General features: G+C 51.4%; 22 protein-coding genes. 18 read left to right on the top strand and 4 right to left on the bottom strand.

What is annotated here, in order from left to right; genetic code table 11:
* Positions 1 to 126: 126 nt before the first annotated feature.
* From DFP95_RS09745 to DFP95_RS09710, 9 genes are all read left to right on the top strand, one after another.
* The gene (locus DFP95_RS09745) at positions 127 to 1,785 is read left to right on the top strand and encodes an ATP-binding protein (RefSeq protein WP_115992424.1); all 1,659 of its coding nucleotides are present in this window, start codon (positions 127 to 129) and stop codon (positions 1,783 to 1,785) included.
* 95 nt (positions 1,786 to 1,880) lie between these two features.
* Positions 1,881 to 2,006 carry a spore protein gene (locus DFP95_RS29300; RefSeq protein WP_245987542.1) on the top strand — a complete coding sequence of 42 codons (126 nt, stop codon included), beginning with the start codon at positions 1,881 to 1,883 and terminating at the stop codon, positions 2,004 to 2,006.
* Positions 1,955 to 2,434, top strand: a complete 480-nt coding sequence (locus DFP95_RS29295; RefSeq protein ID WP_342768202.1) for a DUF3905 domain-containing protein — start codon at positions 1,955 to 1,957, stop codon at positions 2,432 to 2,434. Before DFP95_RS29300 ends, DFP95_RS29295 begins: the two co-directional genes overlap by 52 nt.
* 147 nt (positions 2,435 to 2,581) lie before the next feature.
* A complete protein-coding gene (locus tag DFP95_RS09735) occupies positions 2,582 to 3,016 on the top strand; it encodes a BrxA/BrxB family bacilliredoxin (RefSeq protein ID WP_115992422.1) in 435 nt (144 codons plus the stop codon).
* A 76-nt stretch (positions 3,017 to 3,092) separates the two neighbouring features.
* A complete protein-coding gene (gene nadE, locus DFP95_RS09730) occupies positions 3,093 to 3,902 on the top strand; it encodes an ammonia-dependent NAD(+) synthetase (protein WP_115992421.1) in 810 nt (269 codons plus the stop codon).
* Between the two features lie 8 nt (positions 3,903 to 3,910).
* Positions 3,911 to 4,300 (top strand): holo-ACP synthase, encoded by a 390-nt coding sequence (acpS, locus tag DFP95_RS09725; protein WP_115992420.1) that lies wholly within the window; start codon positions 3,911 to 3,913, stop codon positions 4,298 to 4,300.
* A gap of 154 nt (positions 4,301 to 4,454) precedes the next feature.
* Positions 4,455 to 5,336 carry an AraC family transcriptional regulator gene (locus DFP95_RS09720; RefSeq protein WP_115992419.1) on the top strand — a complete coding sequence of 294 codons (882 nt, stop codon included), beginning with the start codon at positions 4,455 to 4,457 and terminating at the stop codon, positions 5,334 to 5,336.
* Positions 5,337 to 5,338: 2 nt separating this feature from the next.
* Positions 5,339 to 6,457 (top strand): A/G-specific adenine glycosylase, encoded by a 1,119-nt coding sequence (gene mutY / locus DFP95_RS09715; RefSeq protein WP_115992608.1) that lies wholly within the window; start codon positions 5,339 to 5,341, stop codon positions 6,455 to 6,457.
* Positions 6,458 to 6,705: 248 nt separating this feature from the next.
* A complete protein-coding gene (locus DFP95_RS09710) occupies positions 6,706 to 7,158 on the top strand; it encodes a hypothetical protein (RefSeq protein WP_115992418.1) in 453 nt (150 codons plus the stop codon).
* 92 nt (positions 7,159 to 7,250) lie between these two features.
* Here DFP95_RS09710 and DFP95_RS09705 read toward each other — a convergent pair whose 3' ends face one another.
* On the bottom strand, positions 7,251 to 7,862 hold the full coding sequence (locus DFP95_RS09705) for a superoxide dismutase (protein ID WP_115992417.1): 612 nt from the start codon (positions 7,860 to 7,862) through the stop codon (positions 7,251 to 7,253).
* Positions 7,863 to 8,258: 396 nt separating this feature from the next.
* Between DFP95_RS09705 and DFP95_RS09700 the strand changes: the two genes are divergently transcribed.
* The 8 genes from DFP95_RS09700 (at position 8,259) to DFP95_RS09665 (ending at position 14,866) form a co-directional block, all read left to right on the top strand.
* Positions 8,259 to 8,681, top strand: coding sequence for a GNAT family N-acetyltransferase (locus tag DFP95_RS09700; RefSeq protein ID WP_115992416.1), 423 nt, complete (start codon positions 8,259 to 8,261; stop codon positions 8,679 to 8,681).
* A 142-nt stretch (positions 8,682 to 8,823) separates the two neighbouring features.
* Positions 8,824 to 9,405 (top strand): DUF402 domain-containing protein, encoded by a 582-nt coding sequence (locus DFP95_RS09695; RefSeq protein WP_115992415.1) that lies wholly within the window; start codon positions 8,824 to 8,826, stop codon positions 9,403 to 9,405.
* Positions 9,402 to 9,995 (top strand): signal peptidase I, encoded by a 594-nt coding sequence (lepB, locus tag DFP95_RS09690; protein ID WP_115992414.1) that lies wholly within the window; start codon positions 9,402 to 9,404, stop codon positions 9,993 to 9,995. The genes DFP95_RS09695 and lepB overlap by 4 nt, the downstream gene beginning before the upstream one ends.
* Positions 9,996 to 10,006: 11 nt before the next feature.
* Positions 10,007 to 11,158 (top strand): tRNA epoxyqueuosine(34) reductase QueG, encoded by a 1,152-nt coding sequence (gene queG / locus DFP95_RS09685; RefSeq protein ID WP_115992607.1) that lies wholly within the window; start codon positions 10,007 to 10,009, stop codon positions 11,156 to 11,158.
* Between the two features lie 120 nt (positions 11,159 to 11,278).
* On the top strand, positions 11,279 to 12,304 hold the full coding sequence (locus DFP95_RS09680; RefSeq protein ID WP_115992413.1) for an HD-GYP domain-containing protein: 1,026 nt from the start codon (positions 11,279 to 11,281) through the stop codon (positions 12,302 to 12,304).
* 119 nt (positions 12,305 to 12,423) lie between these two features.
* The gene (locus tag DFP95_RS09675) at positions 12,424 to 12,696 is read left to right on the top strand and encodes a YneF family protein (RefSeq protein ID WP_115992412.1); all 273 of its coding nucleotides are present in this window, start codon (positions 12,424 to 12,426) and stop codon (positions 12,694 to 12,696) included.
* A 14-nt stretch (positions 12,697 to 12,710) separates the two neighbouring features.
* A complete protein-coding gene (folE, locus tag DFP95_RS09670; RefSeq protein ID WP_115992411.1) occupies positions 12,711 to 13,304 on the top strand; it encodes a GTP cyclohydrolase I FolE in 594 nt (197 codons plus the stop codon).
* A gap of 485 nt (positions 13,305 to 13,789) precedes the next feature.
* Complete coding sequence (locus DFP95_RS09665) at positions 13,790 to 14,866, top strand: Gfo/Idh/MocA family protein (RefSeq protein ID WP_115992606.1); 1,077 nt, start codon at positions 13,790 to 13,792, stop codon at positions 14,864 to 14,866.
* Positions 14,867 to 14,968: 102 nt separating this feature from the next.
* Here DFP95_RS09665 and DFP95_RS09660 read toward each other — a convergent pair whose 3' ends face one another.
* On the bottom strand, positions 14,969 to 16,207 hold the full coding sequence (locus DFP95_RS09660; RefSeq protein WP_115992410.1) for a Fe-Mn family superoxide dismutase: 1,239 nt from the start codon (positions 16,205 to 16,207) through the stop codon (positions 14,969 to 14,971).
* Between the two features lie 82 nt (positions 16,208 to 16,289).
* Complete coding sequence (locus tag DFP95_RS09655; protein ID WP_245987507.1) at positions 16,290 to 17,327, bottom strand: alpha/beta hydrolase; 1,038 nt, start codon at positions 17,325 to 17,327, stop codon at positions 16,290 to 16,292.
* 218 nt (positions 17,328 to 17,545) lie between these two features.
* On the opposite strand from DFP95_RS09655, the gene DFP95_RS09650 reads away from it, so the two are divergent.
* Positions 17,546 to 18,289, top strand: coding sequence for an IclR family transcriptional regulator (locus DFP95_RS09650; protein WP_115992409.1), 744 nt, complete (start codon positions 17,546 to 17,548; stop codon positions 18,287 to 18,289).
* Positions 18,290 to 18,366: 77 nt separating this feature from the next.
* On the opposite strand, the gene DFP95_RS09645 is transcribed toward DFP95_RS09650, so the two are convergent.
* Positions 18,367 to 19,233, bottom strand: a complete 867-nt coding sequence (locus DFP95_RS09645) for a helix-turn-helix domain-containing protein (protein ID WP_115992408.1) — start codon at positions 19,231 to 19,233, stop codon at positions 18,367 to 18,369.
* Between the last annotated feature and the right edge of the window lie 2 nt (positions 19,234 to 19,235).

The raw sequence follows: 19,235 nt of genomic DNA, 5'->3' as shown, positions 1-19,235 counted from the left end.
TATGACAATATCAATTAAATATTAAATGCCTATTATTGTAACCACTGGTGAGATGTGTTTTAATCAAATTAATTATATAGGACAATGTGGTTAACGCCGATCGGTCGACGCGGGGGGATTCGCAGGATGTGGAAAGATTCGCTGCTACAAGTCCTAATTGCTTTTCTACCTGTGTTTACGTTTATGGTTTGGTATTCGAAGCCGGAACGTACCCGCTATACTCACGTTTTTCTAGGCCTCGCTTGCGGAGTCGCCATGATGTTGAATATGCGTTTTGCGATGGTAACCGATCATGGCATCTATCTCGATTTTCGTCATATTCCGTTTGTTGTCGGCACGATATACGGCGGAATTCCCATGGCGGCGCTTCTCCTGGTCGTCTACGTCATTACGAGGCTGGGGGAGATGGCCCACCGATGGGAATACATGTTATTCGCCGCGTTCCTTGTCGTATATGTTCCTATTCTTTTTTCCCGGATATCCTTAATTCACCTCCATTCCCGGCGGGTGAGGCTTAAGGTCGCGACGATCGCTTGCGTGATGTTGATTCTGTTTCAGAACGCTTCTTATTTCACTAGCTTTACCGACTTCAAATTGGCTAATCTCCCCTTACATATTGGAATCGCTTGCGTTTTCGGGGTGCTGTTCCTAACGATAACTTTAATTTGCATCCATTTTACTGAGCTTGGCTTCGAGCGGATTCAATTGCAAGTTCAGCTTCGCGACGTATCTAACAAATATCGCAAGGAAATGAGAAGGCTGCAGCAATTTATCGATAATACTCCGCTGATGGTCGTGTTTTGCGACAATAAGGGGATTATTACCCATGTGAACGATATGGCTCTTAAATTAATAGGTTCGGTCGGGCGCGGGAGGATACTCGGTCAGCCTTTCTCGCAATTCCTCAGAATAATAGATTCGCAATCCGAGACGGATCAGGTAGAACGCGTCCTGCGAGGGGAAGACAAACTAACCGAAATTCTCCGGCTGAACGGACGGACGTTCTATACGGTATATTGCCCGATTAGCGATATCCCTTCGCAAGGGACGGATGGCGTATTGTTCATCGGACATGACGTTACGGAGCTCCAGAGGCTCAAGGACGAAGTCGACCGCATGGAACGGCTAAGCCTCGTCGGTCAGATGGCCGCAAGCATAACGCACGAAATACGCAACCCGATGGCCGTAATCAGGGGTTTCATACAATTGCTTAATGAACGAAGCCAGGCGGATCAGCAATCCTATTTTCGCATAGTTCTGGATGAACTCGATCGCGCCAATGCTATCATTAACGATTTTCTGTCGTTGGCACAGAATCGCATCATAGAGAAGGAGCCCGCCAATCTAAATGTATTATTGAACGATTTGGTTCCGTTGATTTGGGCGGATGCCAATATGAGGGGACAAATCGTCGACCTGCGTTTATGCGAAGACATGGACGTACTTCAAGTGAATAGTAAGGAAATGAAGCAGCTTATACTCAATTTGTCCCGCAACGGAATGGAAGCTATGAACGATAAAGGCGTCTTGAGAATCGAAACGCTGAATTTCAAAGATACCGTTCAACTCCGCGTAATCGATAACGGCGTCGGCATATCTCAGGAGAAGCTGGAGAGATTATTCGAACCGTTCTATACGACCAAGATGAATGGAACGGGTCTCGGATTGGCTTTATGCTTAAGCATCGTGGAGCGCCACAACGGTAAAATCCACGTGGAGTCCACGGTCGGGGAAGGAACGACGTTCGTCGTGTCCTTCTGCAAGCCAGGACGGCATTGCTGGTGAAAAAAAAGGCTATGCAACGAACGCGGCCAGAGAGGATAACGAACTATAATTCGGTTACACTATGGGGGACACATCCAGACAAGGAGGATGCTTCCATGACCAAAACTCAAGGGCCGTCCAGTACGGAGCGGAATGCCGCCAAACGCGAGAAGAAAGACCGTTCGCCGTTATCCCCGGGATTCGACAAAAAATTAGACGGACCCAATCGTCCGTCGACCTAAGCGTTATTTGCGCTGATAAGTCAGATCGGTCCTACACGGGAGTAGAACCCGCGAAGGGGCATGACGATTCGGAATTAGATCCGTTCGAAATCGAATTTCGGCCGGAATTCCTCGACAACCGGGGGCCGAGGGAGCCGTTCGTGAATGCCCACGGAGTCGTGATCGGCGATCACGATTACGTGTCCGAGAATTCTCCGCTCGAGCAGTGGAGCGAAGAAACCGAGCCATCTCTTATGTCCGGAGAACAGTGGGTACACCCTTATAAGGACATCGGGTTCCGTACGGAAGAGAACAGGGATATATTCGAGCGGGGGATCGTTCCGTCCTCCGCACCGTTCATGCATCCGACTCACCAAACAGCTTCAGACTCGATCCATCCGGATGACGATGAGTATTATCCGGTACCGGAAGTGCTGGACGAGCCGTGAGACATGCGGCATGGACGGGTGGTATGGGCGGATATCCTCCTCTATAGTACGTCTTGTTTTGACGGAGCTTATGGCGGCGCGTTATAATGAAGCATAGCGGAATAACAAGCCGCCAAATCATAAGATCCGGAAAGCGAGGCGCCTCCCATGTCGATGTCTTTCGAAAGATATATGCTGGATATGGTCCAACCGATGCGCGACGATTTAACTCGGCTCGGTATACAAGAATTAAGAACTCCCGAAGAAGTAGAAGCTACGCTTCCTACCGTTTCAGGCACCGCTTTAGTAGTCATTAACTCGGTCTGCGGTTGCGCTGCAGGTCAAGCCCGTCCAGGCGTTGCGGATGCTTTGCATCACGACGTGCTTCCAGACCACTTATTTACCGTGTTCGCGGGTCAAGACAAGGAAGCAACGGCGAAAGCTCGCGAATTTTTCTTGCCTTATCCGCCATCTTCCCCGTCTATCGCTCTTATGAAGGATGGAGAGCTCGTTCATTTCATCGAGAGACACCAAATCGAGAATCGCAGCGCGGATGATATCTCTGCCGATCTGACGGCTGCCTTCGACCGTTACTGCAGGTAAATTACCACATCCCGGAGGCTACGCCATTTTGGCCGAGCCACCGGGATATTTTTGTTTCCCAGGGAGGAACGTAGAAATGACGATTCAACAGGAAATCATTGCGAAGCTAGGCGTAAAACCGACGATCGACGTGGATCGGGAAATCGAGTTGCGGGTCAACTTTCTCAAAGACTATGTCAAGAGCGCTGGCGCGACAGGCTTGCTTATCGCGATCAGCGGCGGGGTAGATAGCGCCGTAGCCGTCGGACTCTGCAAACGCGCGACGGACGAGCTCTCCCAAGAGACGGGCAAGGAATACATGACGCTAGGAGTATTCCAGCCATATGGAGAGCAAGAGGATATTCATCATAGCTACGAAGTCGCGGAGGCGTTTAAGCTTAAACATAAAGCGGAGACGAACATCGCGGAAGCCGTGGACGAGATCGCCCTGGAAACCGAATATGCTTTCAAAGCTCTGGATATTCACCGTCATGTAAGCCGCGGCGGCAAAGGTAACGTGAAGGCGCGGACCCGGATGGTCGTACAGTACGCGTTGGCGTTCGATCTTAACCTGCTCGTCGTTGGGACCGATCACGCTTCGGAAGCCTTGACCGGTTTCTTCACGAAATGGGGAGACGGCGCAGTCGATATCACTCCGCTCAGTTCGTTGAACAAACGCCAGGTCCGCCAGTTGGCGAAGCGTCTCGGAGTCCCCGCTAGCGTCATCGAGAAAGCTCCAACCGCCGGATTATGGCAGGGGCAGACGGACGAGGAAGAGCTTGGCGTAACGTATGAAGATAACAGCTCTTACTTGGAAGGCAAGGAAATCGATCCTAAAGCCCGCGAGATCCTCGAAAAGCATTATTTGCGCACGCAACACAAGCGCCAGCACATTCCCGGGATTTAAGCGACAGCATGATCGTCGGGATAGGTCTGGACGTCGTCGAACTAGCACGAATGGAAAAAGTGCTCGCGGGTTCGGGCAGACTCAAGTTCGTCGGCAGGATATTAACGGAACGGGAAAGCCTGGCATGTGCAACATTACAGCCTCGTCGCGCGTTAGAGTATATAAGCGGAAGATTCGCGGCCAAGGAAGCGGTCGTGAAGGCGCTAGGTTGTGGAATCGGTACCTTAGTGGGATTCCGCGATATCGAATTGCTTCCGGATGCCATGGGGAAGCCGGTATGCACGTTATCGGCGGAGTCAGTCAAGCGGCTAGGCTGGGAAGATCGTACTTTCAGAATACATATCGCGATTACGCATGAGCGTACTTTGGCTGCCGCGACGGCCATAATCGAAGAATAAACGGCAGCAGTCCGGTTGTTAATTACAGCCGGACTGTTATTTATTGGGTATAACTGAATGAACTGGAATTTACGCATATCGTTACCTAACGTATAATGGAATATATGTTAAGGATACGAAAAAGCTTTTTATATTCGGATAGTGGGGCGCAGAGATGACAACGACGAATTATTTAACTATCATGATGAAGCATTTCGAGCACATGAATATCGAAGTCGCCGCAGCGGCGGAAACGGTGCTGGATACGGCATCTTTGAAGGACCGCGAGGATGTTTACGATTGCAATCGGTTCCTGTTCGTAAAGGAAGGCGAAGGCAAATTGTTCATGCAGGACAAGGAAGTTCCGCTCGTAATGGGAAAGTTCTGCATTCTATTGTCCGGAACCCCGCACCGGATTACAATAGAGCCGAATGCCACGCTAACGTTGCAATGGTGCCATTTCCGAAGCAGTTATGAAGATCGCGATTTGTACCGTACGTTGCAAATTCCATTTTATATCGAATTATCGAACGAATATGCGGGAATTTCCGCTATGTTCGAGCGGCTATTCGAGCTGCTGTCGCGAGATCAATTGACTTCGAGGCTTAAGATTAAGGCTACGATGCTGGAGCTGATCAGCGTGTATCTGGACAATATCTCGATTAATGACAAAGGAGCGCCATCCGAGGATTTACAAAAAATCGATTTGGTGCTGCAATATATAGATGAACACTTGGCGGAGAACATAACGGTGGAGAGTTTGGCCAGGCAGGTTTTTTTGCATCCGAACTATTTTATCGTGTTTTTCAAAGGAATCTTAGGTTCTTCTCCTATCCAGTACGTCAATCTAAGACGAATGGAGACGGCTAAAGCCTTGCTCCTGCAGCCGGATTGCAACGTGTCGGCGGTGGCCAGCAAGGTAGGTATGCAAATTTATTATTTCTCGAGGATGTTTAAGGCCCATACGGGCTTGACTCCAAGCCGGTTTCGCAAGCAATCCGCGGCCTTCGTAGCCGCCGGGGCGCACTCTCAGGAAGTAGAGGTCGGAAAGACATGAGCATGAGCGACGAAGCACGCAAAAATCTATTCAGCGCCGAATTGCTGAAATGGTACAAGAGAGAGCGCAGAGACCTTCCCTGGCGAAGAAGCCGCGATCCTTATCATATATGGGTATCGGAAATTATGTTGCAGCAGACTCGCGTAGATACGGTTATTCCTTATTTCAATCGCTTCGTCGACAGATTTCCGAATCCCAAGCATCTGGCCGACGCGCCCGAAGAAGATGTTCTGAAGCATTGGGAAGGACTAGGCTATTATTCCAGAGCTCGCAATCTTCAGACCGCCGTACGCGAGGTCGTGGAACGCTACGGGGGACAAGTTCCGGATAATAAGAAGGACATATCTTCCTTGAAGGGCGTCGGACCGTATACGGCGGGAGCCATTCTCAGCATTGCTTATAACCAACCCGAGCCTGCCGTAGACGGGAACGTGATGCGAGTGTTATCGCGGTATTATTGCCTCGATGATGATATCGCCAAACCCTCTACGAGGATCGGCATGGAAAGTCTTGCGCAAGGGCTTATCCCGTCCGGAGAAGCGGCGGATTTCAACCAAGCGCTTATGGAGCTTGGGGCTATGGTATGCACGCCTAAATCGCCTTCGTGTCCGGAATGCCCGGTTAGGAGCGGGTGCGTCGCATTGGCGGAGGGACGGGAGCGGGAGCTTCCGATAAAAACCAAAGCCAAGAAAGCAAGGCCGGTTTTCCGAGTCGCAGCGCTCGTGGAAGGGACTGGCCCGCGTGCCGGGAAGGTGTTAGTTAGGCAAAGGCCCGACACGGGACTGCTTGCCCGCATGTGGGAGCTGCCTCATGTCGAGGTGCGGGATGAGATCGAGTGGGACTCCCTGTCAGTGGGTAAACGTCTGCTTCAGGAAGCTTCCGCGGTGGATGGGGTCGGAATTCAAGCAACAGAACGAATCGTCGGGGAAGCTCAGCATATTTTCACGCATCTCGTGTGGAATATCAGAGTGCTGCCGGCCGTGGCCGTGGATGAAGAGTTCGTTGCGGATCGAACCGGATACAGGTGGGTCGGTCCCGATGAATTCGAGAATTACTCTTGGCCTAACGTATTTCGCAAATTGTTAACGGAATATTATATTAGCCATATTAACATTAACTGAACTCATCATTCTTTCGGCAAGCCGGCGACTACAAGGTTTTTCATGATCTTGTAGCTTCGGCTTTTTTTGTTGTCGTCGAACAATTCGATCCGTCGTGCTTCGTATTACCTCCAAACATTTTGCTAACATTTCCTTGAATATCCCATTTTAGGTTAGCAAAAAACATATCATTCAAATATTCACCAAGTAGAAGGCCTAATAGTTGGGACTTAAAGTAAGTCTGACGGATACAAGCGAGGGGAAATGAATTGAAACTAACCGAATTCTACAAACGAATGTTTCTTGAAGCGATAGATGCGTTCGAGCCTGTCTGGGAGGAAGAGGATGCGGTATTATACGGATACCGCTGGCACAAGAGGAATTACCCGTTAACCGAGCAATTTCAGATTAGGGAAATGTTTCCGGTCGATCCTGTTCTGATGTATTCCTTAGTACTGCCGGAATCTTACCTCGAGACGACGATATACGAGGAAGTCAAACGATACCGCTCGCATTACGATCTGTCGATCGTGATTTTGAATCGCAAGCTTTGGCTGAATGCGGCTACTCCTACGGATAAGCTGCAGGATTCCATCATGGGTTTCTTAAATAAAGCCCGGGGCGAGCTCATGAATATTCTCGACTGCATCATCGCGTTGCCGACGGATCCGGAACCGTCGATGGACGATAAGCTATTCTTATCGGCGGGAAGGTTCAGATAATACTAACGCTTTTGTTACGTGCGCAACATAGAAATCCCAGCCCGGGAATCGTATCAGGGCTGGGATTTTTTTGTTCAAGCTATTATGGGCGATTACTTAGCGGAATCGTAGATCGCGCCGACAGCGTTCCAGTCGACCACGTTCCAGAAAGCAGCGATGTAATCCGGACGTTTGTTCTGATATTTCAGGTAGTAAGCATGCTCCCATACGTCAAGACCAAGAATCGGAGTTTCGCCTTCCATGATCGGGCTGTCTTGGTTCGGCAAGCTGTATACTTTTAATGCCCCGTCTTTCGTAAGAGCAAGCCATGCCCAGCCGGAACCGAAGCGAGTTGCGCCAGCGGCCGCGAAGGTTTCCTTGAATTTGTCGAAACCGCCAAGCTCGCTATCGATTGCCGCCGCTAACGCGCCGGATGGTTGTCCACCGCCGCTAGGGCTGATCGTTTTCCAGAAGAAGGAGTGGTTCGCATGTCCGCCGCCGTTGTTGCGTACCGCGGTACGGATGCTTTCCGGAACTGCGTTCAAATCGGCGATAAGGTCTTCGACGCTTTTGCTTTCTAATTCAGGTGCGGATTTCAAAGCATTGTTGAGGTTCGTAACATAAGCGTTGTGGTGACGGCCGTGATGGATTTCCATCGTAGCTGTGTCGATGTTCGGTTCTAGTGCGTCCGTTGCGTAAGGCAATGCCGGTAATTCGTGTGCCATGATTGAAAAACCTCCTATTAATGGTAATCGAAAATGTAGCCTTTGGTGCTCACGCCTATTATTATCCCTTATCTTTTAGAGTAAAGCAACATTTATGTATAAAAAGTCAAAACTCGCTTACTTTAGACATCTTCCACTAGTCGACAACTTCTATATCGTACCCAATCCAGGGACGATTAAATCCCGAATTGATTCGAATTTGGCTAATTATTCCCGTTATGGGTGATAAAACTGCGGCAACCGCCTCGTTTAAAGCGTTTTCATCCCGTTTTCTAGCGTTTTTACGAAAATATTTATGTTTTTTTTATAAAAGAACTAGAAATTTCGCTAAATTGTCGTAAAATTAAGAGACCGTTAACTGGATGTAAAACTTTATGCCCGGGGGAATTCTACAGCATGCAGATTCGTTCTTTCCAATTGTCAGACTACAGGTCGGTTGCCGAACTTCTGGAAGAGGTTTTGTCGGAAGAATGCTGCGAAGAGACGATGGGCGCGTTTGCCCGTCAATTGTCTTGGGACAGCGAGTTGGTACTAGTCGCGGAAACGGCAGGCAATATCGCTGGGGTTTTGATTGGAACGATAGATCAACAAAAGGGTTATGTATACCGGGTTGCCGTTCGGAAGGATTTTAGGCGCCAAGGCGTCGGACGAGAACTGGTGTCCACCATGAACAATCGGTTTCGTCAGCGTAACGTGCTGAAGGTGCTGATTGCGGGGGACAAGCATAACGAACTTTTGAGACCATTTTACGATTCGCTTGGGTTAAGGCCCGTCGATTTCGTTCGGTTAACGCAACCGCTGTCGATTGTTGCAGGTTAAATCGATGACGTAGCGCTTATTGGAAGCATATCTTTCGCGCCATTGCTTTTGGCGAGAAGATATGCTTTTCTTATAGTATCTCGCTTTACCGATCATGCCCTAACGGTTATTACCTTGAAGGAGCAACAGGGAGCGTGCCATCATGGACGGAGCAGACGCGCCATATCAGAAGTTCGTGATCAAGAGCTTTAAACACGACGGTTCCCTTCATCGGGTATGGCTGGAGAATTGGCGCGTGCCGGAAGAAAAGCTGAAACCGCGTCATGCCGGCCGATCGGTCTGGGTTATGTTGAACGATCATACGACGATCGTGGAAGCGGATGGCAAGGAATGGGTGAGCAGGGTGCCTGCAGTATCTTTCTTTTTACCGGAGCTATGGTTTAACGTGGTTGCTCTTATGGAAGAAAAGGGAATCCGTTATTATTGCAATTTGGCATCTCCTCCTTATCGGTACGGGAACGTTCTAACCTATATCGATTACGATTTGGATGTCGTGGTTTTGCCCGACGGATCCGTTCACGAGCTGGACCGGGATGATTTTACTCGGCATAAAGAGGAATACAGGTACGGCGATGCCGTAGAATCCCATGTAGAAAACGGTCTGCGAACGCTGCTAACTACGATCGAGAATAAAGCTTTTCCCTTCGGAGATTCCGAAGTTTACGAATATTACGAACAATGGAAACAGCTGATGAATACCAAGGGCGAGGAGACAGGCCAATGACACGACGATCGGAGCCCGCGCTTTCCGGGGGTAGAAGACGTAACGCGCCGAAGCCGGGGTTAAGCGGATGGCGCAAGGAGCTATGGGATTGGTCAAAAGCGCTTATCGTGGCCGTAGTCATCGTGCTGCTTCTTAGAGCGTTCGTCTTCCAACTATCCACCGTAAAGAAAATCTCGATGGAACCGACGTTGCATGAGAACGAATGGTTGTTCGTTAACAAAATCGTACTGGAATTCGGCAGTCTGGACCGGGGGGACGTCGTCATCCTGAAGGATCCTAGCGAAGGGCCGGACCGTAAGGAATATCTTGTCAAAAGAATCGTCGGAATGCCCGGAGATACTCTGGAGATTAGGAGCGGCGAGCTCTACATTAACGGCGAGCTGAAGGTGGAGCCGTACACGGACGTGAAAATCGAGGATGGGGAATTCGGACCGGTAACGGTCAGTCCCGGACATTACTTCGTAATGGGCGACAATCGTCATCTGAGAGCTAGCAAGGACAGCCGGGACTTCAAGGAAGTGCCGGCTGATATGATAAAAGGCAGGGCGGACATGATACTTTGGCCGATTAGCCGGTGGGCTAAGCTGTGAGCAAGTTGAACATGCAAACGGATAACCTTTTCTGGATACGATTGAAGGACGAAATGATTGCCGCGGCTCCAAGCCTTGGCATAGATAAGTTGAGGATTACGACCGCGGATACTTTCGCGGAACTTAAAGAAAGACTCGTTCGCCATCGCGAGCTTGGGCATGAATCCGGCTTCGAAGAACCCGACTTGGACTTGAGAACGGAGCCGAAGCTGTCGATGCCGGAAGCCCGTTCGATTATCGCCATCGCCGTTGCGTATCCGTCGAAGCTGAAGAACGCTCCCGTGTCCGAACCCGGCAAGCGCCGCGGTATTTTGTCCCGGTCCGCTTGGGGCGAGGATTATCATCAAGCGCTTCGCCGCAGGCTGGCCAAGCTGACCGAATGGATTCACGAACGGGTGCCGGAGGCTAAGCTGATGTCGATGGTCGACACGGGCTCGCTTTCCGACCGGGCCGTCGCCGAGCGGGCGGGGATTGGCTGGAGCGGCAAAAATTGTTCCATTTTGACGCCGGAATATGGTTCTTGGGTCTATTTGGGCGAGATGATTACCGACTTGCCCCTGCCGCCGGATCGTTCGTTGGTCGAAGGCTGCGGGGATTGCACGCTGTGCATCGATGCATGCCCTACGGGAGCGCTTGTCGGACCAGGCCAACTAAACGCTCAGAAGTGCATTTCCTTCGTCACGCAAACGAAGGGAATCGTGGAAGACGAGATGATGGTCAAGATCGGCAACCGATTATACGGTTGCGATACTTGTCAGATCGTCTGTCCCGTCAATCGGAAGATTGACATGAGGCATCATGCCGAGCTTTTGCCCGATCCGGAGGTAGCCAAGCCGTTGCTGAGACCGCTGCTTAAGATGGGCAATCGCGAGTTCCGGGAGACGTTCGGAGCAGGCTCCGCTTCTTGGCGCGGAAGAAAACCGATTCAGCGGAACGCGCTGATCGGCCTTGGCAACTTCAAGGACTCCGAGTCCGTTCCGGATATCGCGGAGGTTATGCGGGACGATCCTCGCCCGGTGCTTCGGGCGACGGCCGCATGGGCTCTAGGACGAATCGGTACCTCCGAGGCGATCGATCATCTGTTGAAGGCGCGCGAGACCGAAAAGGATGACGAAACGTTATCCGCTATTGATAAGGCTCTGGCCGCGCATGCGGCAATCTGATTATTTCCGAGGAAATAAGATGGGATTCAACTCTCTTGCCTTCACTTCGGCTTTGATTATGCCGAAATATAGGTCAAGGCATCACTGACGAACACCTAGCAAAGGTAGGAGAGATACGGAATGAAATTGGTAGATATCGAGACGGTCGAACCGGGACAAATATTGGGAAAAACGATATTCTCCTCTAACGGTACTGTTCTCCTTTCCACGGGAGTGCAATTAACCGTATATATGATAAGCACTTTGAGAAGAATCGGCGTAACGACTATCTATATCGATAATCCGATGTACCGCGACATATCCGTGGACGAACTGTTGTCGGATGATACGAAGCAAGCCGTTATTCATCAGATGTCCGAAATGTTCGAATCTCTCAAGTCCGGTAAGGAGTTCAGTTCGAAAGCGGTCGGGAAGACGGTAGACGACCTCTTGGACGATGTACTCAAAAACCAAAATATACTCATCCATCTTTCGGATATCCGAACGGCCGACAACGCGATGTTTTTGCATGCGATGAACGTGTGTATGATGTCATCCTTGCTGGGTTTGAATATGGGATTAAACATGATTCAGCTTAAGGAATTGGCGATCGGAGCATTGCTGCACGATATCGGCAAGCTTGGCGCCCCGGAAGTTCAGGAAGGCCGGATGCATCATGCCTGGAGGGGGTTCGACCTGCTTAAGAATAAGCGGGAGTACAGCTTATTAATCGCGCATGTCGCATTCCAGCATCACGAAGCGGTGGATGGAAGCGGAGTTCCCCGCGGACTGACGGGCGAGGACATCCACATCTACGCTAAGATCGCCTCGGTTGCGAATGCTTATGACAATCTTATTTTTCCGGCTGACAAAGAGGAAACTAAATTATTGCCTCACGAAGCTTGCGAGCAATTAAACGCGATGTCCGGTACGAAGCTCGACCATGAGGTATTGGTTCACTTCATGAGAATCATCTCGATATACCCTAACGGAATATCCGTGAAGCTATCGAACCGTAAGACCGGCGTCGTCGTCGGCCAGCATCGAGGCTTGCCGGGAAGGCCGATCGTACGCGTGATCGATAAGGAAGGCGACGAGGCGGTAGGCTATGATGAAATCGATCTAGCCCAGCATCCTACGCTGTTCATAGAGTCTGTTCTAGCATAAAGTTTCGACATATATTCCGTTTGCGCCCTGTAGTTCGGCCATGCTATCATAGTACGACGACCCTGCTTCGACGCATTGGCGTAGGCGGGGTTTTATTATGAAATTTTGGAGGCGTTATTATGATCTGGGTCTATATCGCACTGGCGTTGATCGTCGGTTTAGTCGTAGGATTCATTGTTGGGGTATACTACTTACGCTCCCAAATGACGAAGATGCAGAACAATCCGGAAATGCTGCAAAAGATGGCCAAGCAAATGGGTTACAACATGAACAGCCAGCAGCTCGCGAAAGCTCAGCAAATGATGAAAAACCAGAATTCCGGCGGCGGAGCACCGAGCGCCAAGCCGACCCAGGGCGGCAATAACAGAAATAATCCGAAGTTTCGCAGATAGTAGGAGGAATGGCCATGGCTGGAGCCAAAGATTACTCCAATTCGCAGGTTAGCCATAATCGCGAGCAGATGGAGTTTCATATCCGTGAGATCTTGAAGCTCATCGGCGAGGATGTCGAACGGGAAGGGCTTCTGGAAACTCCTGCCCGCGTCACGCGTATGTACGAAGAGATTTTCGCGGGATACGCGGTCGATCCGAGGGATGTTCTAGGCGTTACTTTCGATGAACAGCATGAAGAGCTGGTAATCGTAAAGGATATCGTTTACTACAGCCAGTGCGAGCATCATATGGCGCCGTTTTTCGGCAAGGCTCATATCGGCTATATTCCGAGCGGGAAGATTGCGGGCCTAAGCAAGCTTGCCCGGCTCGTCGAAGCGGTGTCCCGTCGCTTGCAGGTTCAAGAGCGTATCACTTCACAGATCGCGAACATTCTCGAAGAGGTTCTCATGCCTCATGGCGTAATGGTCGTCGTGGAAGGTGAACACCTCTGCATGTGCGCCCGCGGCGTCAAGAAGCCGGGAAGCAAAACGGTCACGTCAGCGGTGAGGGGACAGTTCCGCCAAAGCTCGGCGCTTCGCTCGGAGTTCCTGGAGCTGCTTAAACGTTAAGGACGCTCGGAAGGCAATTTGCTTGTCGTATGCGATCGTTAATAAGCTTAAACGTCGGCGTCCGCGATTATTCGCGGGCGTTTTTTGTTATGTCGGTTGTCGTAACCCCGTAACCCGGGCAACCCCGAAACTCTCCAAACCACTCAAAGTTTTGATCAAAGTCATAGCGGCACGGCGTGCCGTTAGGGGTGAGGTTGGTTGCCGAAAAAGGCAAGTTAATGGCACGGTATACCGTTAAGGGCGAGAATGGTTGACGAAATGGGAATGCTAACGGCACGGGGTACCGTTAAAGGCGAGGTTGGCGAGCAAAGTGAGTATAAACGTGGCACAGAGTGCCGTTAGCAGCACAACCTTATTAACGATCGAAGCAAATGACCATATAAAGTAAGCCAAAATGGGCATGTCCCGGTAATGGGAAGTGGATTAAGATGAGTGTAGGACAGAGTAAGCGCTTAAATTATGCGAAACTAATGGAGGAATCGTTAATCATGAGCAACAAGAAAATACGCATCGGATTGATCGGCGCAGGAAATATCGGTAATGTTCATCTTCAAGAATTCGGCAAGCTGACGGACGAATGCGAATTCGTCGCGGTCACGGATACTTTTCTTCCGCTTGCCGAGCAGCGCGCTACACAGTACGGCATTCCGTTCGTTTCTCCATCTCCGGAAGAGATTATTAAACGCGACGATATCGATGCGGTCATCGTTGCCGTTCCGAACATGGCGCATGCGCCATTAACGATCCTTGCCCTCGAGCACGGCAAGCACGTCCTGGTCGAGAAGCCTATGGGATTGGATTCCGAAGCGGCCAAAGAAATCGTGCGCGCTCAGAAGCGTACCGGCAAGACGGTGATGGTCGCCCACCAAATGCGCTGGGAGCCTCTCTCCCTGCAAGTGAAGGAGCAAGTCGATCGCGGCGAGCTAGGCAACATCTACACGGCCAAAACAGGCTGGTACCGCCGCAAGGGCATTCCGGGCTGGGGAACGTGGTTTACGCAGCACGGTCAATCCGGCGGCGGTCCACTCATCGATATCGGCGTTCATATGCTTGATCTGGCATTCTTCCTGATGGGCGAGCCGAAGCCGGTATCGGTATACGGATCGACTTACGCGGAGTTCGGTCCTCGCAAAAAGGGAATCGGTTCTTGGGGCAAGCCGGATTGGAACGGCGTGTACGACGTGGAAGATTTGGCTACAGCGATAATCAAGATGGACAATGGCACTTCGCTTACTCTTGAAGTAAGCTGGGCGGTCCACATGGATACGGATAGCGCTCCGTTCTTGCATCTGATGGGTTCCGACGGAGGAGCTGTGCTTCGCGGTGGGGAAGGCAAGTTCCTGACCGAGCGCTTCGACCAGACGGTAGAGGTTCCATTGGTCGCTCCGGCGGAAGACGAAGGCGCACGCGTTCGCTTGAGCCGTCATTTCCTTGATTGCGTCCGGACGGGCAAGACGCCTTGGACGTCGGCCGAAACAGGATTGCGCAGCAATCTGATCATCGACGCGATCTACGAATCTTCCCGCAACGGCGGCGAAGTAAAGCTCGATTGGAGCCTTTGATCTACCGCAAATTTAACCTCTAAACCGCGCTTCAACGTATTTACCCGTTAAAGAGAGCTAGAAGAAAGGTCTATGAGACCCTTCTTGTAGCTCTCTTTTTTTTCAATAAGGAACCCACCGAAGCGTTTGCGCCTTCAAATACCTATCCTCCACATATGGCCAATTCACTACGTTCCACCAGTCCTTGATGTAGGCGGCGCGTTCGTTCTGATGCTTAAGGTAATAGGCGTGTTCCCAGACGTCCAGAGGCAGCAGCGGGACCGCATCCCACTGGGATAGGTTCTGGTGCTTCTCCGCCGTCAGGATCTCCAGTCGGTGGCTGCGAGGGCTCCATACGAGGATTGCCCAGCCTCCGCCCTCCACCTTGTTGGCCGCTTCGGAGAATTGCTTCTTGAAGGCGTCGTAGTTTCCGAAGCTCCGATTGATTTCTTCCAGCAGAGGCCCCTTGGGTTTGCCTCCTCCCTTAGGAGACATGACGTCCCAGAACAAGGTATGCAAGTAATGCCCGGCACCGTTGAAGGCAAGCTCCCTCTCCCAGGTTTTCACCAGGTCGAAGTCGCCGGTCGTGCGGGCTTCCGCGAGCTTGCTCTCCGCTTTATTTAATCCGTCCACGTAGCTTTGATGATGCTTATCGTGATGAATGCGCATCGTTCTCTCGTCGATATATGGCTCCAGGGCTTTATAAGAATAAGGGAGCGGCGGAAGAGTATGTCCGCCGATGGGAACCGGATTTCCAAGCGATAGCTGCTCATCCCCTATATCTTCCATCGGTACGGACGACCATGTGACTTCCGGACGTTCTTGACCGTCTCCGCCGCTCGGACGAGAGTTCAAAGATTCATCCGCAGGCTCCGGCCCGCCGTAACCCTCTGGACTATCGTCTTCCCCTCCTTGAGGTTGAGACCAAGCGATAGCGCCAGATCTCTCCAACTGGGCCAATACGTCTTCGAAATATTCCGATTGGCGACTTATATAGGTTAACGCAAGGGAGGAGTCCGGCATTTGGGAGAGGGCAAGGCTATGTTCCGGCAAGAGCTGCAGCTGTCGACTGAACTCTCTGGATTGGCTCAGGGAATCCTCGAGCAGTTGGGGCAATAGGGCTTCCCACTCCGAAGAAACGGAGCGCGAAGGATTCGCTTCCGCGATGAAATGCGACTGCAGGGCATATTCACGAGTTTTCGCGAAAACATTTTCCCAATCGATCAATAATTTGGCATAAGGGGGTTCCAGGCCGGGTACGAGGGAACGAATAACGACCGCGTGCTCCTGCTCTTGCGTTTTCCAGTGCACGATTTCTTCCAGCAACCGAACGGGCGCGATAGTGCCGTAAACCGAATGCATAAAAAACCTCCCCAATATCGTTTGAGTCGAAGTAAACTTCGTACCAACGTATGCTCGGAGAGGCTCGGTTCAGAACCTCGAATCAAGCGACCGACGGCTCTGCGGTAGACGCTTTCGCTAATACTTCCGTATGAACCCGTTCTAGAAAAGAAGTCGTGCGCCGTACGTATTCGTCGGTATGAGTGCGGTAGATCATTTCATGAATGGCATCCGGAACGATCCATATTTGGGAAAGGGAATTCGTTTGCGCTTTGGCGACATTTTCGGAAAGGTAGGCGGGTGCTTTGTCGTCGGCTGTTCCGTGAATGAGAAAAATAGGGAAGTCGTAAGCCGTCTCCTGAATTTCCTGTGCGGGGATTTGCTCGAGCCGGTTACCGCTCATTAACGGAAAAAACCAGCGGATGGCGGCAATAGAGGGATATCTGGGTATGTCCAAATAATTACGGACGTTTTGGTATAGAGTATCCGAATCGGGAATAAACGTGCTGTCCAGAATCATCGCGTCGACTGGCGCGGAGTGAAGGCCGGCTTGCAACGCCGTGCCGGCTCCCATGGAGAAGCCCCAAACGATCAGTTCGTCGCTTCCTTGCTTGCGCGCGAATTGGAGTGCTCCAAGAAGTTGCTCGGATTCGATGATTCCGCCGGTTGCCGGAGTTTTATGGGCGGTGCTGGCGAATCCATAGTCGAACATGAGAACATTGTAGCTCAAACGATGCAAGAGGTCGGCCAGGTCGTACATCGGAACCCAGGATTCCTCTCGGTTGGCGCCATAGCCATGGCTCAGCACGACGGTTTGACGGCTATCGACCGACGGTATCCACCATCCGTCGACAAGCGTTTTATCATCGGCGCTGGGGAACGTAACCTCCGAATAGGCCAAGTTCTTCGCTAGCATTGGATTGGAAACGATAGAAGCGACCGGCGGATGGGAGAGAGCCCAAGCGACGTAGGCATGGAGAACCAGAAACAAGACGACGAGCAGGCAGGAGAAGACGAAAAGCGAGTTAAGGGCAATCCGGCCTAGCTTCCTGATCGCTGCGCGATCGGAAATTCGGTCGGGAGTCGGAACGGAGGGGGCTCCGGATCCGGCTAAAGGAAGGGGCGTCGACATTGTCGTCATCGGGGATCGCCTCGCTTTGGGTAAGGGCTCTGAAATACTAGTAATATTATCGTAGAGCGCAGGACCTATAGCGTCAATGAGTCCGGGCAAGTTGTAAATCGTACGTAACGAAACTGTAATAAAGCGCTTCCAATATTTACGTAATGTTTATTTTGAGTTATACTACGTGTAACAGGGTTTCATAGGGTGAAACAATGGAGCAAGGGAGGAAAACGCAAATGGAAGAGGAAAAACGAACGGTTCGCGCGGTGGAAAGAGCTTTGGACGTGCTCTTATGCTTCACTTCGGGTCATGAGTGGGGGTTAACCGAAATCGCGGGTCGCATCGGATTACATAAAAGCACGGTGCATAGGCTTCTGGCAACGTTGGAGGATCGGGGTTTCGTTACCCGGAACATGGATACGGACAAATATCGCCTCGGGCTTAGCGTACTGGAGTTGTCCGCGAATCTGTCGAGATCCGACGATCCTTCCGTCGTGCTTCTTCCGGAGATGGAGCGGCTAAGGGATCAACTGAGCGAGACGGTTAGCCTGTACGTGAGAGATCGCTCCGAGCGGGTTAGAATCCAGGCCGTGCAGAGTACGCAAGCCATTCGGCGAGTAGCCACGGTCGGAGCCCGCTTGCCCTTATCCGTCGGCGCTTCCAGCAAGGTGCTGTTGGCTTTCGCGGAATCGGGCGTTCGGGGATTTATTATGGCAGATCCCGCATGGCCGTCTCAATTGGATCGGATAGCTTTCGTCAAGCAGCTAGACGAGATTAGCGCCGCGGGATACGCGACCAGCTTCGAAGAAAGAGAGCCCGGCGCGGCGGCCGTATCGGCGCCGATATTCAACCGATCGGGCAAGCTTGTAGCCGCCTTGTCGGTCTCCGGTCCGTCCAACCGCCTAACGCCCGATAGGATGCATGAGCATGCCCCCGCGATTATCGAAGCGGCGCATCGGATGGGCACTATTTTAGGATGAATCGGATTAATGCAGGTCTAAAGCGAAAGGGACTATCCATCTTGCCAATTGTTGGCCGGAGATAGTTCCTTTTTCGTTTATTTCGATTCGGTTGTCCGATGAACCGACGGAGCCGATCCCGTCTTGTTCTTGAACGCCCGGCTGAAGGAATGAATATCGGGAAAACCGAGCGCGGCGGCAATTTCCCGGATCGACATCGCGGTATACTTCAATAAATTTCTCGCTCGCAAAATACGCTGCTGCTGATGATACTGTTTCGGGGTTATCCGAAAAGCGTCCTTGAACGCGCTTATGAGATAAGGCTTGCTGAGATGGAACCTGCCGGAAAGCTCGTCGAGGGTAACTTCCCGATCGGCGTGATGGCTCAGGTATCGCTGGACGTCCGTTAATATTCGACCAATTACGGGTCCTTGGAAATTCGGGCTCCAATGCGTCTGGCGCAACAACTGGGTTAGAAGCTCCAAGACGCACGATTTCATTTTCAACTCGTAAAAAGGCATCTTAAGCTCGAACTCGGCTATGGCCCGAAATAGGGTCTCTTCGAACGCAGCCGGATCCTCCAACCGAAAAAAACTAGGCAGCGAGTAGGGATGGGCGGATAATTCGTCTTCCCGAAACTGGAGCTTTTCCTTCTCGTTCATCTGCTCGACCGTCACGAAGGATACCGAAACGTCGAGGCTATCCGGCTTGTCGGACAGATCGAAATGAATATGCGGCTGCCTAGTCGGCTGATCGCCCGGAACCCTCAAGGAATGACGCTGGCCCGGCTTGAGCAGAAGCACGTCCCCCGAAACGGCCCGGTAGACTTGGCCTTCGATCTCGGCCTCCATTTCGCCGGTATGGACATAGAGAAGCTCGTAGTCCCAGAGCATGCGCTCCCAGACAACGTTACCGGCACTCATCGTATGATCCAAGGCTATCCGCACATATGGAGAAAATAACATCA

Origin of the sequence: Cohnella lupini (genome assembly GCF_003386205.1) — a bacterium.
Taxonomy (GTDB): Bacteria; Bacillota; Bacilli; order Paenibacillales; family Paenibacillaceae; genus Cohnella; species Cohnella lupini.
This window is presented reverse-complemented; position numbering and strand designations above follow the sequence as displayed.

Coding starts and splice junctions, on each gene's coding strand:
- DFP95_RS09745 (WP_115992424.1), top strand. CDS start 127: ATGTGGAAAGATTCGCTGCTACAAGTCCTAATTGCTTTTCTACCTGTG.
- DFP95_RS29300 (WP_245987542.1), top strand. CDS start 1,881: ATGACCAAAACTCAAGGGCCGTCCAGTACGGAGCGGAATGCCGCCAAA.
- DFP95_RS09735 (WP_115992422.1), top strand. CDS start 2,582: ATGTCGATGTCTTTCGAAAGATATATGCTGGATATGGTCCAACCGATG.
- nadE (WP_115992421.1), top strand. CDS start 3,093: ATGACGATTCAACAGGAAATCATTGCGAAGCTAGGCGTAAAACCGACG.
- acpS (WP_115992420.1), top strand. CDS start 3,911: ATGATCGTCGGGATAGGTCTGGACGTCGTCGAACTAGCACGAATGGAA.
- DFP95_RS09720 (WP_115992419.1), top strand. CDS start 4,455: ATGACAACGACGAATTATTTAACTATCATGATGAAGCATTTCGAGCAC.
- mutY (WP_115992608.1), top strand. CDS start 5,339: ATGAGCGACGAAGCACGCAAAAATCTATTCAGCGCCGAATTGCTGAAA.
- DFP95_RS09705 (WP_115992417.1), bottom strand. CDS start 7,862: ATGGCACACGAATTACCGGCATTGCCTTACGCAACGGACGCACTAGAA.
- DFP95_RS09700 (WP_115992416.1), top strand. CDS start 8,259: ATGCAGATTCGTTCTTTCCAATTGTCAGACTACAGGTCGGTTGCCGAA.
- DFP95_RS09695 (WP_115992415.1), top strand. CDS start 8,824: ATGGACGGAGCAGACGCGCCATATCAGAAGTTCGTGATCAAGAGCTTT.
- lepB (WP_115992414.1), top strand. CDS start 9,402: ATGACACGACGATCGGAGCCCGCGCTTTCCGGGGGTAGAAGACGTAAC.
- queG (WP_115992607.1), top strand. CDS start 10,007: ATGCAAACGGATAACCTTTTCTGGATACGATTGAAGGACGAAATGATT.
- DFP95_RS09680 (WP_115992413.1), top strand. CDS start 11,279: ATGAAATTGGTAGATATCGAGACGGTCGAACCGGGACAAATATTGGGA.
- DFP95_RS09675 (WP_115992412.1), top strand. CDS start 12,424: ATGATCTGGGTCTATATCGCACTGGCGTTGATCGTCGGTTTAGTCGTA.
- folE (WP_115992411.1), top strand. CDS start 12,711: ATGGCTGGAGCCAAAGATTACTCCAATTCGCAGGTTAGCCATAATCGC.
- DFP95_RS09660 (WP_115992410.1), bottom strand. CDS start 16,207: ATGCATTCGGTTTACGGCACTATCGCGCCCGTTCGGTTGCTGGAAGAA.
- DFP95_RS09655 (WP_245987507.1), bottom strand. CDS start 17,327: ATGACGACAATGTCGACGCCCCTTCCTTTAGCCGGATCCGGAGCCCCC.
- DFP95_RS09650 (WP_115992409.1), top strand. CDS start 17,546: ATGGAAGAGGAAAAACGAACGGTTCGCGCGGTGGAAAGAGCTTTGGAC.
- DFP95_RS09645 (WP_115992408.1), bottom strand. CDS start 19,233: ATGTTATTTTCTCCATATGTGCGGATAGCCTTGGATCATACGATGAGT.